Origin of the sequence: Ruminiclostridium cellobioparum DSM 1351 = ATCC 15832 (genome assembly GCF_000621505.1) — a bacterium.
Taxonomy (GTDB): domain Bacteria; phylum Bacillota; class Clostridia; order Acetivibrionales; family DSM-1351; genus Ruminiclostridium; species Ruminiclostridium cellobioparum.
The window spans coordinates 1-15336 of record NZ_JHYD01000064.1; the positions used below are offsets into that span (position 1 = coordinate 1).

Here is a 15336-nt window from a genome sequence, read left to right on the forward strand (position 1 = left end):
GAAGTCTTTCAAGCTAACCTCCATGAGCCGCATAGCGGCCGCAAAATATTGATGGAATTTGTTCCAGTTGGCTTGTAACAGCCAGCCTCCGCACCGTTTACATACAGCGGTGTAAAAAGCCGTCCGGCTTGCCGCCGGTCAATAATACAAGCGTGATTATACAAAAAATATCTGAAAAAATCAATAAAAATCAAAAATATTCTGTTTAAACATAATTATAACCCAGGATTCTTAATTTTCCTCGATATTTCTTGAGATTTGTTAAATTCATGCAAAAAAGTTGTAAATTTATTTTTTATTATGTGTAAATGCCGGTTTTTAATTCATTTTCAAGAGCTATTATCAAAATGTACTTCTTTAAAGACACAAAAACAGACGGCCTGAGCAATCTGTTTTTACCTGCTGCAATCCTGCAGAATAAACCTGTTGCATCCTGAGGATATCCTGGATTCAGGAAATTATCTTTATATGAATCATAATTTTAATAAATAATCCGGTAATTCACCGACCGGAACAGTAGCCAGTGAGATACAGGAGGCCGGCTCTAAAACCTATGAAGTGGCTGATAAGGTTGGTTATGGCGATTACAAGTATTTCTCCTATATTTTTAAAAAAATCACAGGCTGTACTCCAAAGGAATATAAAGAAACCAAAATATAAAAATACAATTTTCTTTTCATGGGACTTTTGACATTAAAGAAATTCCATTACCTTCCGGGACACCATATCCGCCTGGGCACTTTCCCCCGCATCATTGTAGTGAAGGCCATCCTCAGCCCTGTACTCACTCCTTCCGAGCATTGGTGCATATAAGTCATCTATAGGAAGTTTATATTTATTTCCTGTCAATTTTATGGCGTTATTCCTGTTAATCAGCTTATCGGTCAGTTCGGTATTGATAACCTCTTTTCTGCCTTCAACGGTGACAGGTGTGGATAGGGCTAATATAAGCCTTGCTTTTGGGCAATTTTCGATTATATATGCCACAGTCTCCTCCAGGCCCCTTTGATATTCCCGGTGGGACAGGTGCAGCCCATGTATCCCGTTATTAAAATGTATAACTTTATACCTGAAGTCCTCCTGGGACAGGTTATATCCTATTTCCTGCATCAATGATGGATTGTCAACAGCCCTGGAGATGGCAAGCATATCCACATGTGCAGCCTCCTTAAGCAGCTGGTTCACTTTGGGCCTGTATGCCCTGGTGATTGAGTCACCTATCAGTAAAACCCTCGGCTTATCCCTTTTGTCGGTCTTTTCCCACCAGAAATCACACCATTCGTATGTTTCAAGTACCGGCATAATGTTCTCCTCCTTTCGTACTCATTTCAGTATATTTGTACAGTACATCCCCGGCGGGAAGTATCTGACTTCCCGCCGGATTAAGCATGATACGCAAGTCATCCCGGTATAACCTTTAAGCTTCTGTCCAACAGATATCTTTCTCCTTTAACCACGGGAATATCGACTTTTCTGTCTTTATATTTTATTGTGCAGACGGTATCCTTCCGGGCTTCCAATTCAATACTTTCAAGCTCGTTGTCCCTCCAGACGATACCCACCGTATAACCGCCTCTGGCCCTGAGTCCTTTTACATACCCCGTGCCCCACTTTTCAGGCAATGCGGGAAGTATATTGATAAGGTTGTTATGGCTCTGGAGCAGTGCTTCGGCTATTCCGCTGCAGAGCCCGGTAGTCCCGTCCATCTCGTATACATCTGTTTCGGCCCCGGCTCCCGGAGGGCAGAAGGAAAGCAGGTTGTCATTGGTAAGCCCTCTCTGGAAGGCAAGTATGTGCCGATAGGTGTTCTCAGCCTCAAGAAGCCTTGCCGAGTACAGTATCAGCAGAGCCCTCGCCCATCCGGTGTCCTCCCATCTCCATGCCGGAGTGGTACGTCTCCGGATGCTTACCTTTGCGGCCTGCGCCAGCTCGGGTGTCGTTTCGGGGCTGATCTGCCAGCAGGGATAGACCGAGAGCAGATGGGAGGTATGTCTATGGTGGGCATCGGGCTCGTCATAATCATAGAACCACTCCTGCAGCTGTCCCCTTGCACCGATTTTGAAAGGAGGCAGTTTACCAAGCTTCTCTTTTGTCTCTCCAAGCAGTTCATCATTTATCCCCAGAAGCTGGCAGGTTGATATGAAGGAAGTGAAAAGCTCACGTATCATTACGGTGTCACATACTGTTCCCATTGAATTGGAGCATTCCACCGGATTGTTCCAGTCATGCACAAAGGAGTTTTCGGGCGACATGGAGGGCCCTGACAAATAATAGCCGCTCCCGGGGTCCTTTTCCAGGTATTTCAGGAAGAACTTCACCGCCTCCCGATAGACTGGATACAGCCTATTGCACAGAAATTCCCTGTCACCGGTATATAAATAATGCTCCCACAGGTGTGTTGCCACCCATAACCCGCCTGTGACATTGATGCCCCACGAAGCTGCCCAGCCCGGAGCTGTATATCCCCATGCATTGGACACCACATGCGCAGTCCAGCCCTCCAACCCGTACGTGACCTGGGCAGTCCGCTGTCCGGAGGGAACAAGTCTCTCCTCAATCCACTTAAACAGCGGCACATTGCATTCCGACAGGTTTGTTACTTCGGACGGCCAGTAATTCATCTCCGTATTGATATCCAGGTGCATATCACAGGTCCAGCCCATGCTGCATGCCACATTGTCGTTCCAGATACCCTGCAGATGGGCCGGAAGCGCCGAATCCTCCCAGAGCCCGCATTCACCTTCAAATTCCAGTACAACTCTCCCGAACAGGCTCCGGTGATCCTTTATATGTTCATCCTTTAATGTTTCATAAGCTATTTCCGAAGCCGCATCAATCCTATCTTTACATGCATTCCGTATATCCTTTTCAGCAAAGTCGGTCCCTATGGCCAAAAGAATAAGGGCACTGCCGGCCCCCGACACGCTTATGGAGTTTTCGACCACAGTTGAAATCCCCTCCTCTGCCACAACACGCAATCTTCCATGAATGGCAACCCCGGTTTTTCCGTCGGAATGGATGTATTCAAATGCATTACCATCTAAAACGAGATCACTGCCTTCGGCATGAATGGAAAACGGATTCCCGGCACCGTCTATTGACGCCGTAAAGGACAGTTTTCCTGGGATAGAGGAGGACAGACGCATTACGGCAAGCTTCCGGGGATGAGAAACAAATAACTCCCTTGAATATTGAACTTCACCTGCTTTGTAATTTACAACCGACAATGCATTATTCAGCTGCAATTCCCTGCTGTAGCCGGATATTCCGTCAGAGCAATTTTCAAAATCGATCAGCAGATTTCCAAAAGGCAGGTTGGTGCCATAGTTTAATCTCCTGCCTGTTATTTTTTCACACAGCTCACCTGCCGTTTTATAGTCGTGCTTGAACAAGGCCTTTCTTATTTCGGGTACGGCTTGTGCTGCGCCCTCCTGATTATTCCGCCCGGAGGCTTCCCCCGAATAACAGGTGTTTTCTGTAAGCTCAATCCGTTCGGTATTTATTCCCCCATGGACCATAGCACCCATGTGCCCGTTCCCCAGCGGCAGTGCCTGCTGCCATTTGACGGCAGGCTGCTTGTACCATAGCGTTAATTTTTTATTATTTTCCCTGATAGAATTAAGGTTCATAACTTCCTCACTTTTTCCAATTAATAATATATAAAATTTACCTGATCTACCAGGAAATTAAAATGAATATATACTTATGGAAAGAGTATTTATTAACAAACGGGAAAACTGGTAGGAGCTGAAGAAATCCTGAAAATATTTAAGTCCGACCCAAGGACTTCCCATGAAGCCCTTGGCAGGCTGGTAATCTCTGAATGCAATCTGAACCCCATACATGGGTATATATTTGAATATAACAACGCTTAAAAGTGATGGCAGTATTAAAAGATAAAGCTGCCAATGTTTTAATATACGTTTTGACAGGTTGCTTCCGGCACCCGGCTGTTTAAAAACTTTCCTCCCTTTTTGAATTACTGCATCTGATGCTGCCATTTTTTAGACCTCCCAAAATTCTTATTATTTATTCCGTATGTTTGAATATTGCCGCAAAAACACACTCTTTTACTTCCGGTGCTGCTGTGAATCAGGCCATATGGATGAGTACAATGTGATTTTAAAACGGTCCGGAAAAAATTGATAGAATCAGTTCTTTTTTTGATGTGACATTTGATTATAAAACGGCTTAAATGGGATTAATTGAGAAAATACAAATAAAACAGGGATGATACAATTCATTAGAAAATGTATCATCCCTTTGGCTCAACCCCTGTATTCGGTAGGAAGAACGCCCATTACCCTCTTGAAGGCCCGCCGGAAGGTATATGCACTGTTATACCCTACGAGTCTGGATGTATCTTCAACAGACATGGTCTTCTCGGTTAAAAGCCCCCCATTTTTATGGCGTTGATATCCCTTGCAAGCAATAATGAAATGAAAAACAACAGCATTGACAGTGAGCAGGGTGTGAGTCCGTTTGCAAAGCCAACGGCAAATGTGCTTAAAGCCCTGAAACTGCTGAAATGCTGGAAAGCTTCATTACTGTCACTTTTAACCACTCCGGACACTTTGAGAGCTCCGGGCTTTAAATCCGGCAGTTCCTTTTCGGGTACATCATACTCCTTGAGATAGGTTTCAAGAAGGTTTAGATTCTCACCCTCGGCAGTATTGTATTTATTTATGAGAAGATTAATGTTCTTTTCTTTAAGAGCCGAAGAGCATCGTCCGACACCCCTGCAAGATATTCTTCGGTATCATGGCAGGAGGAACAGGCAGAAATATAGAAATAACTCACCTGGACTGTTTTGCTGCCGGCTTCTGCATATACAGGCTGCCGGAGAAAAGTGAATAATGACAGTAACAGATAAAAACACAGCCTTAAAACAGCCTTCTCATTGCGTCGAATTAAAACCATATCGGGCAGTCTCTCCTCTATCCATGTTTCAATATATCATTACTTTATATATCATTACTTTATGAGGATAGTGCATATATGACTAAAAATCAAGTTACGTTTGTTTAAGTATGGTACAAATTCTAAGAATTCTTTACAACGGGAGGGCCGATATGAAGGAATACTGCGTCTCACAGCTTTCATTTCGAAGAGCGGAATCCGAAATAAACGGCATTCCTGCTGCATACATTGCTGCAATTACCGCAGAGTATGCACTCGTCATTGTACATCTTGTCCTGCTTCACCATACTGCTTACACTGAGACTCATCGGACAATTTTTGTCACATATTTTGCAATCGATACATTTATCAGCACTACCCTCCAAATGGAGAGAAGGATATTTAAATTTATTTTTTATTTTGCTTCCTGCTATAACAAAGGGTGCGATCCAGCAAACAGCATGACAGTGTGAACGTCTTCCCAAAACAAAGGATATAATTATTACGAATGCTGCAACCGGTAAATATATCAAATAACCATAGACATTATTGACTGAAATGCCGTAATCGGTCAAATAAGTCGGTTCCAGGGTGCTTATACCTCCCGCGGTTATAAAACCTGCCGCTATTGACAGTACCCACGGAATCCAGATCATATATTTGATAACATTGATTTTTGAACTTACGGGCTTATTATTTACTTTAGTACAGCAATCCTGCAAACTGCCTGCCGGACAAATCCAGCCGCAAAAAGCCCTTCCGAAAAACAATGAAGTCACAAACAGGCTTGAAAACAGCAAAAAGCTGCCGGAGGCTATACCTTCAAAGCTTCCTGAGACAATTAAATAGGGAGACAGGTAGTTGATGGTAACAGGGAACAGTATCAGGGAAATTAACAGTAACGCATTTCTGGTCTTTTGCAGTTTCATGGTTTTACCCTCCAATCACGATTCTTAATCTATTCTTTTTGATATCTGGCCTCAAGCAGATTTACAGCTTCATCAGCCCATTGGACATAGGCCTGGAATATCTTTTCACCAAATAAAACCGTCAGATAATAAAAAAGATGCTCCTCCTCCCTGTCCATAACCTCTTCCAAATTTCTCTTAAACATGTCCATCAGCTTGAGTGTCTCAAGTTGTCTGACCTTAAATGCTTCTATCCTCTCCCTGTTTTCCTCAAAGGAAACCTCATGCCCGAAGAAGAGCTTCACCAATATCTCATATTTGGTATATTCCTTTTGTACAGGAGTTTTCAGCCACTCTTTCAAAACCTCTCTGCCCTGGTGAGTTATGGAGTACAGGTTTTTTTCGGGACCCCCGGAACTCTCGCTGGTTCGTTTGGTAACCAACCGGTCTGCTACAAGCCTTGAAAGTGTGGGATAAATCTGCCCGTATCCAACATCCCAGAAAAAGCTTATCTGATGATCAATTCTCTTTTTTATATCATAACCGCTCAAGTCTTCATGGCTCAACAATCCCAGAATAATATAAACAGTGGTATTTTCTTTTGGCATATTGACCTCCTAAGCCATGTTATGGCTTTGAGCCGCATAGCGGCCACAAAATAATAATGAAATGCACATAAAACTATATCAACTTGATTTAGTTTTATTATATCAAGTTGATATACATATGTCAATTTTTGCTGAGATGGTAACATTACTCCGGCTCATAAAATAATATGTTATGTAGGTATATAAACTATAAAACTATTTTATTGTGAAAGGAAGGAATATCAATGCCTCCTGTAGTTTTAACCGCTGCCCACAACACATTTATCTCGTCGGCGCAGCCAAGTAATATTTTTTCTTTCTACCCTCTGCTTTACGCAGGTAAAGATGAACTGTTCGGAACTTGCACAAGTTTACTGAAATTCGACTTTACAACAGTAGCTACAAATTCTGTAGACCGTGCTATTCTGCAATTGAGCGTTATGGTAAAAACAGAAGAAGATAAAAGTTCAATAGTTGTCAACAGATTGACCGGCTCTTTTGACGCTAACTACGTTACATATGACAGAAAACCCGGGATGGTTGCAACCCCGTTGGAATTCAAAATAACTTCGGAAGACTTGAATAAAACAGTACAAATTGATGTAACCCAGCTCGTGAACGACTGGTTGGGAGGCGTATATGAGAACCACGGAATTGCATTGACAAATCCGGACGGCGTATCCCTGGTAGAGTTCGGAAGCGGCAGAATAGGCTGGGAACCCTATTTCCCAAAACTATTTCTGGATTACGACGGCCCTGAGACCGATAATTCCAATGGCTACAGTTCCGGAATTAAGGGTGTGGTTCCTCAAGCCGATATTCCTCTCAACGAAAAAGGCTTCATGCAGGGAGTATCCTATATCGACGGGAGTGATTCCATAACTGTGGAAGAAGACGGTGCCTATGCATTATGGTTCACGGTGGCCAACCCGTCCCAGGATCAATTTGCTCTATTTCAGAATGACACTTTAATTACCGGAAGTATTTATGGTATGGATTTAGAGTCGGATTTAACGGATATAGGCATGTCGGTTATAAATGCAAAGGCCGGAGACAAATTAACGGTAAGATATCGTGATACTGCTCAACCTGTGCCCTTGAGCAATAAATCCGAAGAAGCTGAAAACGGCACGACCGCCCTGATTTTTGTCTGGAAATTCAACCTTCCGAACAAATCTTCGGGTAAGTCGGCAGCTAAAGCTCCAGAAAAATCCGGAGAAAAATCCGCCGATAAAACCTCAGCATCCCCGAATACGGCCGTCGAGGTAAAATCTGAAGATTCGTCGGCCCTTAAAAATATATATGTAGAAGCCGGGGCTGCCAACGGAGACGGAAGCAGTTCACGTCCGTTCGGAACAATTGAGCAGGCGCTGTCAGTGGTGGAATCAGGCGGAACCGTTCATATTAAAGGAACTTTTCAAACCGTGGGCACAATAAATATTACCAAGGTGGGAGTAACACTGCTCGGAGAGGACGATCCGCAAATTATTGCGGCCAGTGACTCCATACCGGTAATCATTACCGTACCCGTTGTGACTTTGAATGGAATATCAATTACCAGTACTCACAACTATCCGACAGAGCTGATCAGGATTATGGCCAGTGAAGCCAGAATTCTCAACTGTACCCTGACGGGGCCGGGTAAAACCGAAACTGCTAAATTACTTGCCGGAATTTCAACCGTTGAGGAAAGGGCAAACAATTATATTATTAAAAACAACAGAATCTCATCTCTGGATACCGGTATCCAACTGCTGGAATCCTCCCAGGGAGAAGTTGTCGGAAATAATATATCGGACACCAGATGCGGAATATTCGTTGACGGAGGAAATGCAAATATAGCCGAAAACACCTGGCAGGGACTTCCCAATGGCGCCGACATCGTCCTTACGGCACAGACTCCTGCCGGCCCTACGCATTATGATGCCGGCGAACTCTCGTGGTCAAATAATAATGCTGCGGTAACAGATAAAAGAACGGAGTAATGCACCGTTAAGAACAAATAAATGCCTGACATTGCCGGCAAAACACGCTTATGTTTGACCGGCAATCTAGTAGTCTGTATCATATAAATTCATACATTGCCGACGGTTAAATTCCCCCAGGACTGCGTTGTCGAAAAGCACTGCTTCGCAGTACTTGGTTGGAATAAAGCGATTATTCCGCCCTCCTCCGCCCTGTCCTGAAAAATTTTCCTTGCCGGACAATATACGTTTTAGATGTTACAGACTATTAGGCATTTCCTTTTAGCAGGGCTTTCTGATTTTAAAAGCTCTACTCTTACCTCTCATAATAGGTATAGCCGCGAAGGCCGTTATCATACGCCCTCATGATTTCAGGTCTTTCACTGGCACATATCAGACCGTTGCGGATAGCATCCTCAGCTTTTTCACGGAAGCTGACAAGCATATCCTTGGGGTCAAATTCAACATAGGACAGAACATCAGATACACTGTCTCCATGAATTTCCTTGACCAGATCATAGGTTCCGTCACCATTTATCCTGACGCTGACTACATTTGTATCACCGAACAGATTGTGAAGATCTCCCAGTGTCTCCTGGTATGCACCTACCAGGAATACACCCAGGTAGTAATCCTCATTGTGTTTCAGATCATGCAGAGGCAAGGTGTTCCTGACATCGTGCAGATCAATGAAGTGATCTATCTTTCCGTCACAGTCGCAGGTGATGTCGGCAATGACCGCATTGCGTTTTGGCAATTCAAGCAGCCTGTGAAGGGGCATGATGGGGAACAGCTGGTCTATTGCCCAACTGTCGGGAATTGATTGGAACACCGAAAAATTACAATAGTATATATCAGCTATTGCACTTTCGATATCTTCCAGATCGGGCGGGGCATTTTTCAGTTTCTGCTTTTCCTTTGCAATCTGGTTTATGGTGTTCCAGAATATCTTCTCGGAGAAAGCACGTTCTCTGAGGCTCAGCCTGCCATGCTTGAACATGTCTCGAATTTCATCGCGGTAGTAAAGAGCATCATTGTAACACTCCTGAATATTTTTCTGTGTAATATTTTTATTGACATCAAACAGGTTCTTTATCTGCTCAGAAGTATTTTCATCCAGTTTATCAGGTATTTCGTGCTCCTCAAACTTTTCCACGTCAAGGACATTAAACAGCAGCACCGAATAATATGCAACCGTGGTTCTTCCCGACTCGGTCACAATTATGGGATGCGGTATGTCAGTCAGGTCCAGGGTGGTCATAACAGCTTCGACTATGTCGGAGCAATACTCTTCGACAGTATAGTTACGGCTGCAGGTATAATTTGTGTTCGAGCCGTCATAATCAACTGCCAGCCCTCCGCCCAGATCCAGATAACCCATGGGCGCACCCTCTTTTACAAGCTCTGCATAAACACGGGCAGCCTCAAGGACGGCCGAACGGATATCCCTGATATTGGGTATCTGTGAACCCAGATGGTAGTGGAGAAGCTTGAGTGAATCCAGCATGTTCTTTTCTTTCAGCTCATCCACCATTGCTATAACCTGTGACATATTCAATCCGAATATGCTGCGGTCTCCTCCCGATTCGGTCCAATGTCCGCCCGCCTTTGCAGACAGCTTTATCCTTATGCCTATATTGGGTTTTATACCCAGGGCCTTTGACCTCTCCAATACAATTTCCAGTTCACCGGGAATTTCTATGACAAAGAAGCATTTAAAGCCCATCTTGACGGCATATAGTCCCAGGTCGACAAACTCTTCATCCTTGTAACCGTTGCAGATCAGACAGGCTTCCTTGTCCTTTATAACCGACAGTGCAGCAACCAGCTCGGCCTTGCTTCCCACCTCAAGGCCATGGTGATAGCGCTGACCGAATTTGGTCACTTCCTCCACAACCTGCTGCTGCTGATTGACCTTTATAGGATAAACTCCCCTGTAAGCCCCCTTATAATTGAGCTTCTTCATTGCATCACTGAAAGAATTGTTCAGGAAAGAAATCTGTGAGTCCAATAAATTTTCGAAACGCAATAACACAGGCATATCCAGTCCACGTTCACGCACACCTGAAATAATATTCATAAGGCTGACTGCAGCCGATTCATTTTCCTTATATGGGTTTACAAGAACCTCTCCATTATCTGAAATGGAAAAATATCCGTTACCCCAGTTTTTTATACCGTAAAGCTCCTCAGACTTTTCTTTGGTCCATCTACCTAAAAGTTCTGCCTTGTTCATATCCGCTTCCTTTCATTAAATAGAGTCCATAAATCCACCCGCGCATAAATACGATGGATTTCTTTCATTCAAACCTTGCGCTTCCAAGGCTTTCCACTTAAGTTATGAATAATTATAAACTATTCAAAGCAGACAATAACACATGCAAAACCTAATGTCAATAACTATAAACAAAAGGTAAATTTTATATATTTACAGAACTTTCTGAATATTGTAAACATTGCTTAAAACCAGCCAGTTTTGCGGGAAGAAATTCATTATTGTCCAATAACTGACCCCTCCCAGTCTGAATTCGTTTGCCAGAGACAACTTGGCAAGTATGCTCCTCGCATCTTCAAACCATACAACATGCTGTCTTCCGTTGTCATCATAGTAATAGAAAAACGGAGCCTGGGATTCTTCATCGTACTGGATTTCGGCGCCCCTTCTTCTGGCAAGGTCCACAGCTCCGGTATTTGTCACCGTTCTGGCAGCAGTTCCCGGCTGATATGGCAGTGTCCAGTCATAGCCGTAATTTGACATGCCCATGAATATCTTTTCCCTTGGAATGGCAGTAACTGCATAATCAAGCACTCTTCTGATACCCGGTATTGGGGAGACCGCCATAGGAGCACTATAGGTAAAGCCCCATTCATAAGTCATAATAATTACATGGTCCGCAAGGGCTCCGTGTACGGGATAGTCATGCGCTTCGTAGAGTTTGCCCACCTGCCCGGCCGAGGTTTTTGGCGCCAGTGCCGTAGTAACCGAAAAGCCAAGCGGCCTGAGTGTATTAACGGCCTTTCTCAGAAAATTGTTATAGTTTTCTCTGTCATCGGGATAAATGTACTCAAAATCTATATCCAGCCCGAAATAATTTTTGTCCCGCATGTTGCTGATGGCATTGTCCAGAAGGGTGTTCTGAACCTCCTCACTGGTCAGTATTGCATGGGCGATATCACTGTTAAAACCGCCCGTTTCCCCCAGATTTGTAATAACCATCAAAGGTGCCACTCCGGCAGCCCTGGCCGCATTGATAAGGGGTTCGTCGTCTATGCCCCTCATGCTGCCGTCGGCTCTTACCTGATAGCTGAAAATACTTAAATAAGTGAGATAGGGCAGGGTTCTCCTGAGAACGTCCCGGTTGATATTGGGGAAAGTATAGCCGTTTACCTGTATATTCCCGAAATTAATGGTTCTGGGAGGGATAACTATGGTCTGACCGGCTGCAATCTGTGAAGGGTTGGTAATCTGAGGATTTGCCTGAAGTATTTCATTCACGCCGATTCTGTACATGGCAGCAATGGAATACAGGGATTGTCCGGGAGCCACCACATGCCTGCGGGTTCCCTCAAGTATGACCAAAGTTTGTCCTATTACCAGCTGCGCAGGATTTGTAAGCTCATTGTCGGAAATTATTTTTTGCGGTGAGACATTATATCTGCGTGCAATGGTATAGATACTGTCTCCGCGGCGTACAACATGTATTCTCAAATAAATCACTCTTTCCTTTTTTTCTAAAGGATTTGCAAATAAGTGCAGCATCCCCTTACAATATATGCCGGTTTACCATAATGAGTTACGGTCATGAAAAAGTGATTAAAATGATTTAAGGTAATTAAAGAGATTTTGCTTTACCTATGTAATTATTTATATCAAATGGTAACTTCCGTACTAACTTCATAAAATAAGAGTGCACCCAAAACAATTACGAAAATTGTATCGCCTCATTTAAAGCGATTTTGCCGTCGCTCAAACTCGACATCCTGTCTCGATTTGAAGCTCAAAGCAGCGTCCTGCTGCTTTGCCGGCAAAACCTCTTTACTTTCGTCGACAATTTAGCGTAATTGTTTTTAACCGTGCATCTTATTTTATGAAGTTGTCCTCACGTTACCAGTTGATTCTTAATATATCTGTCTGTAAAGCAATACTAAATTTTAATGTCTTTAAACTGTGATTATTTCACTCTATAACCAATAATGGCAATATAAGGGGATGGCATGCACAATGACTAAGGATGATTTAAGGTCTTATAGGGTAAATTCACAGTAGCTGAGGCAGCTATAGTTTTAGGGGGTTCAGAAATCCCTTGTAAAGATGTCGCTGCGCTCCAGCAGGCTTTCAATTGTATCAAAACCAAGCCGGTGCAGCAGGTCTATGACATATGGATTGTCTATGGGGGTGGAATATAACGCCTGGCTGCCATAGGCCATGACATTTTTCCTGCCGTCCTCCCGGTTCAGAATGGCCTTGGGACCTCCGACACAACCTCCCACGCAGCCCATGCCCTCCAGGAAATTCTCAGTTATCCGGCCCTCTTTAAGGGCTCCCAACAGTTCTTTACAGGCAGGCATCCCGTCGGCCTGCCTGGCTTTTACAGAAATCTTCCTGTGGGGATTGAGTCTCTCTACAGTGGTCTGGACAGCTTCGCTTACACCGCCTGTTCTGGCATATATCCTCCCCGCCTTTGAGGAATGATCCCTGGAATCCTCCTTCAGCCGGGCCGGATCAATACCAGCCGCCTCAAATATATCCCGGACCTCCTGAAAAGTAAGTACGAAATCCACCGCATCGGCTATATCCTTTTCGCGGGCTTCTGCCTTCTTTGCAATGCAGGGCCCGATAAATACCGTTACTGCGTTGGGTTCCAGAAGTTTTATGGACCGCCCGCAGGCTATCATGGGCGATACCGAACCCGGAACGTGGGGAACATACTGGCTGTAAACCCGCCTTATCATAGCTATCCACATGGGACAGCAGCAGCTGGTAAGGAGAAAATCCTTTTCGTCAAGTATGTTCCGGTCAAACTCCAGCGCTTCCTTAAGTGTCAGAATATCGGCAAACAGCGCCACCTCCAGCATACCTGCAAAACCAAGACGCTTAAAGGCGCTCCTCAGCTTGCCCGGCGTGACTTCTTCACTGAACTGGCTTGTAAATGCCGGCGCTATCATTGCATATACAGGTCCCTGGGCATTGTTGACCGCATCCAGGGTTGGGAGTATATCCCTGCTCCCCACAAGTTTTTCAGCCTTGCACCTGTCCACACAGCCCGAACAGCCTACACATTTCTCAACATTAATCGAAACATTTCCCTTCTCATCCTTTTCAAGTGCGTCAAACAGGCATTTAGTAGGACAGTTCTTCCCGTCATCGTCACAGCAGTCACAATCCCCAAGGCGCCACACAGGTCCGTAATCCTTCGGATGCAAAAGGCAGTCCAGCTGGTGAGGATCAAAATCCTGCTTCCGTATCTCTTCAACTTCTTCCTCCACCCTGTTTTGAACGGCTGCCTTTACCAATCTGTTATATAAATCCTTAAAAGTTTGCATGGTCAGCTCCATTTCCTTCAGATATATTTCACATTGGTTTAACAGGTTTTGCCGGTGTAAGTTTATTTGCTTTCCGGCTTAATTTATTTACACAAACCGAAATCAGATTAAAACCAATATACCTGGATAGTGTGCGAGGCCGGCAACCTCTTTAAACCAATGTTAGTATATGTCTTTTCCGCCCAGCTTATAATCTGCAATGGATAACTTTCTGACAATATCAATGCCGTAGGGACATTCCGGAATACATTTTCCGCACCGGCTGCACTTATGGGCTTTGACGGCAAGCGCTCCATAGCGTTCCATGGCCAGCTCCCTGTTTCCGAACCAGAAACGGAGTCTTTCCTTCAGGGAATATTCGGCAGCATTGGTTACAATTCCATCGGCCATCTGTCTGTCGAAATATCCTTCGTATCTGAAAATTTCCTGAATTGGTATCCCTTCGGGACAGGCACATTTTCCGCACTGCCTGCAGACATAGTTTCCAAGCTCCGGGGCATTGGCATAAAGCTGCTCTATCTCGACTTTTGACATGGGAACGAACTTTTTGGCAAATTCCAGGTCGTTCTCAAGCATCTCCCTGTTATTGATACCTGCAACAATTACCGATGCGGGCTGGGTAAATGCATAGCGGAAGGCCGGCAATGCCGATTTCCAGAGCAATCCGTCTCCAACCGGCTTCATAAGTATGATTGCAGTTTCCTTTTCAAGTGCCAGTGGTACCAGCACCTCTTCAATCTCGGGGAAATTAAATCTGTCATAATAGTTTATGGTAGTCATGACCGCATCAAAGTCGTACTCTTTCAAAGCCCTGATCAATACATCGGGCTGCCCGTGCATTGAAATGCCGATATGCCTTATCTTTCCCTCACGCTTTGCCTGAAGGGCTCCCTCAAGAGCTCCGTCCGGCCCCAGGATGGTGTCCAGTTCGGACATTGTACCAACTGCATGCATTATAAAAAGGTCAACATGGTCGGTTCTCAGATTCTTCAGACTTCTGTCAAGTGATTCCAGACATTTTGCTTTGGTTCTCTCTCCCGTCTTGGTGGCCAGAATGAATTCCTTTCTCCGGTGGGCCACTGACTGCCCAATCTTCCGCTCCGATTCACCGTCACCATAACTGGCGGCAGTTTCTATGTAGTTTCCTCCCTCATCAAGATATCTGTTGAGAAGATACTTTGCTTCGGCTACAGGTATTTCCAGCAGATGAAACCCGCCGAACCCGAGAATTGACGTTTCCAGCCCGGTCCTGCCAAACTTCCTTTTTTCCATATTAACCTCCATGAGCCGCTTAGCGGCCACAAAACTGTAATGAAATCTCTCTCCCTCATCCGCTATAAGGCGAATAAAGGAGGTTAATTGGCCATGTGCGCTTTCAAAGTATTGGTAAATACTTTGAATATTTCGCACGGCCATAAATTCACAGGTTAGTTT

At 44.4% G+C, this 15336-nt stretch carries 14 protein-coding genes; 2 read left to right on the forward strand and 12 right to left on the reverse strand.

Features of this window, described 5'->3' with window-relative positions; translation table 11 throughout:
• Positions 1 to 558 precede the first annotated feature (558 nt).
• A complete protein-coding gene (locus tag T344_RS30510) occupies positions 559 to 660 on the forward strand; it encodes a helix-turn-helix domain-containing protein (RefSeq protein WP_242842110.1) in 102 nt (33 codons plus the stop codon).
• Between the two features lie 33 nt (positions 661 to 693).
• Here the strand turns inward: T344_RS30510 and T344_RS28735 are convergent, their stop codons facing one another.
• The 8 genes from T344_RS28735 to T344_RS0118920 all read right to left on the reverse strand — a co-directional run bounded on the left by T344_RS28735 (position 694) and on the right by T344_RS0118920 (position 6415).
• Positions 694 to 1302, reverse strand: coding sequence for an SGNH/GDSL hydrolase family protein (locus tag T344_RS28735; protein ID WP_051572040.1), 609 nt, complete (start codon positions 1300 to 1302; stop codon positions 694 to 696).
• Between the two features lie 98 nt (positions 1303 to 1400).
• The gene (locus T344_RS28740) at positions 1401 to 3629 is read right to left on the reverse strand and encodes a glycoside hydrolase family 95 protein (RefSeq protein WP_051572043.1); all 2229 of its coding nucleotides are present in this window, start codon (positions 3627 to 3629) and stop codon (positions 1401 to 1403) included.
• A 57-nt stretch (positions 3630 to 3686) separates the two neighbouring features.
• A complete protein-coding gene (locus tag T344_RS0118900; RefSeq protein WP_027629988.1) occupies positions 3687 to 4001 on the reverse strand; it encodes a hypothetical protein in 315 nt (104 codons plus the stop codon).
• A 267-nt stretch (positions 4002 to 4268) separates the two neighbouring features.
• A complete protein-coding gene (locus tag T344_RS30515; protein ID WP_084331277.1) occupies positions 4269 to 4376 on the reverse strand; it encodes a helix-turn-helix domain-containing protein in 108 nt (35 codons plus the stop codon).
• Between the two features lie 11 nt (positions 4377 to 4387).
• Positions 4388 to 4573 (reverse strand): hypothetical protein, encoded by a 186-nt coding sequence (locus T344_RS0118905; protein WP_027629989.1) that lies wholly within the window; start codon positions 4571 to 4573, stop codon positions 4388 to 4390.
• 110 nt (positions 4574 to 4683) lie between these two features.
• Entirely contained in the window at positions 4684 to 4920 is a 237-nt protein-coding gene (locus T344_RS0118910) for a hypothetical protein (RefSeq protein ID WP_027629990.1), read from the reverse strand.
• A 179-nt stretch (positions 4921 to 5099) separates the two neighbouring features.
• A complete protein-coding gene (locus T344_RS0118915; protein ID WP_027629991.1) occupies positions 5100 to 5828 on the reverse strand; it encodes a 4Fe-4S binding protein in 729 nt (242 codons plus the stop codon).
• A gap of 29 nt (positions 5829 to 5857) precedes the next feature.
• Positions 5858 to 6415, reverse strand: coding sequence for a PadR family transcriptional regulator (locus tag T344_RS0118920; RefSeq protein WP_027629992.1), 558 nt, complete (start codon positions 6413 to 6415; stop codon positions 5858 to 5860).
• 224 nt (positions 6416 to 6639) lie between these two features.
• Between T344_RS0118920 and T344_RS29985 the strand changes: the two genes are divergently transcribed.
• A complete protein-coding gene (locus T344_RS29985; protein ID WP_051572044.1) occupies positions 6640 to 8379 on the forward strand; it encodes a DNRLRE domain-containing protein in 1740 nt (579 codons plus the stop codon).
• Positions 8380 to 8674: 295 nt separating this feature from the next.
• Here T344_RS29985 and speA read toward each other — a convergent pair whose 3' ends face one another.
• The 4 genes from speA to T344_RS0118945 form a co-directional block, all read right to left on the reverse strand.
• Positions 8675 to 10594, reverse strand: coding sequence for a biosynthetic arginine decarboxylase (gene speA / locus T344_RS0118930; RefSeq protein WP_027629993.1), 1920 nt, complete (start codon positions 10592 to 10594; stop codon positions 8675 to 8677).
• 192 nt (positions 10595 to 10786) lie between these two features.
• Positions 10787 to 12067, reverse strand: coding sequence for a LysM peptidoglycan-binding domain-containing protein (locus T344_RS0118935; RefSeq protein WP_027629994.1), 1281 nt, complete (start codon positions 12065 to 12067; stop codon positions 10787 to 10789).
• A gap of 584 nt (positions 12068 to 12651) precedes the next feature.
• Positions 12652 to 13902, reverse strand: coding sequence for a [Fe-Fe] hydrogenase large subunit C-terminal domain-containing protein (locus T344_RS0118940; protein ID WP_027629995.1), 1251 nt, complete (start codon positions 13900 to 13902; stop codon positions 12652 to 12654).
• Positions 13903 to 14064: 162 nt separating this feature from the next.
• Positions 14065 to 15174, reverse strand: coding sequence for an aldo/keto reductase (locus T344_RS0118945; protein ID WP_027629996.1), 1110 nt, complete (start codon positions 15172 to 15174; stop codon positions 14065 to 14067).
• Positions 15175 to 15336 lie beyond the last annotated feature (162 nt).

What these genes read in the sequence shown, in the direction of transcription:
- T344_RS0118920 (WP_027629992.1), bottom strand. Translation starts at nt 6,415, where the DNA reads ATGCCAAAAGAAAATACCACTGTTTATATTATTCTGGGATTGTTGAGC.
- T344_RS30515 (WP_084331277.1), bottom strand. Translation starts at nt 4,376, where the DNA reads ATGTCTGTTGAAGATACATCCAGACTCGTAGGGTATAACAGTGCATAT.
- T344_RS29985 (WP_051572044.1), top strand. Translation starts at nt 6,640, where the DNA reads ATGCCTCCTGTAGTTTTAACCGCTGCCCACAACACATTTATCTCGTCG.
- T344_RS0118910 (WP_027629990.1), bottom strand. Translation starts at nt 4,920, where the DNA reads ATGGTTTTAATTCGACGCAATGAGAAGGCTGTTTTAAGGCTGTGTTTT.
- T344_RS0118915 (WP_027629991.1), bottom strand. Translation starts at nt 5,828, where the DNA reads ATGAAACTGCAAAAGACCAGAAATGCGTTACTGTTAATTTCCCTGATA.
- T344_RS28740 (WP_051572043.1), bottom strand. Translation starts at nt 3,629, where the DNA reads ATGAACCTTAATTCTATCAGGGAAAATAATAAAAAATTAACGCTATGG.
- T344_RS0118940 (WP_027629995.1), bottom strand. Translation starts at nt 13,902, where the DNA reads ATGCAAACTTTTAAGGATTTATATAACAGATTGGTAAAGGCAGCCGTT.
- speA (WP_027629993.1), bottom strand. Translation starts at nt 10,594, where the DNA reads ATGAACAAGGCAGAACTTTTAGGTAGATGGACCAAAGAAAAGTCTGAG.
- T344_RS0118900 (WP_027629988.1), bottom strand. Translation starts at nt 4,001, where the DNA reads ATGGCAGCATCAGATGCAGTAATTCAAAAAGGGAGGAAAGTTTTTAAA.
- T344_RS28735 (WP_051572040.1), bottom strand. Translation starts at nt 1,302, where the DNA reads ATGCCGGTACTTGAAACATACGAATGGTGTGATTTCTGGTGGGAAAAG.
- T344_RS0118945 (WP_027629996.1), bottom strand. Translation starts at nt 15,174, where the DNA reads ATGGAAAAAAGGAAGTTTGGCAGGACCGGGCTGGAAACGTCAATTCTC.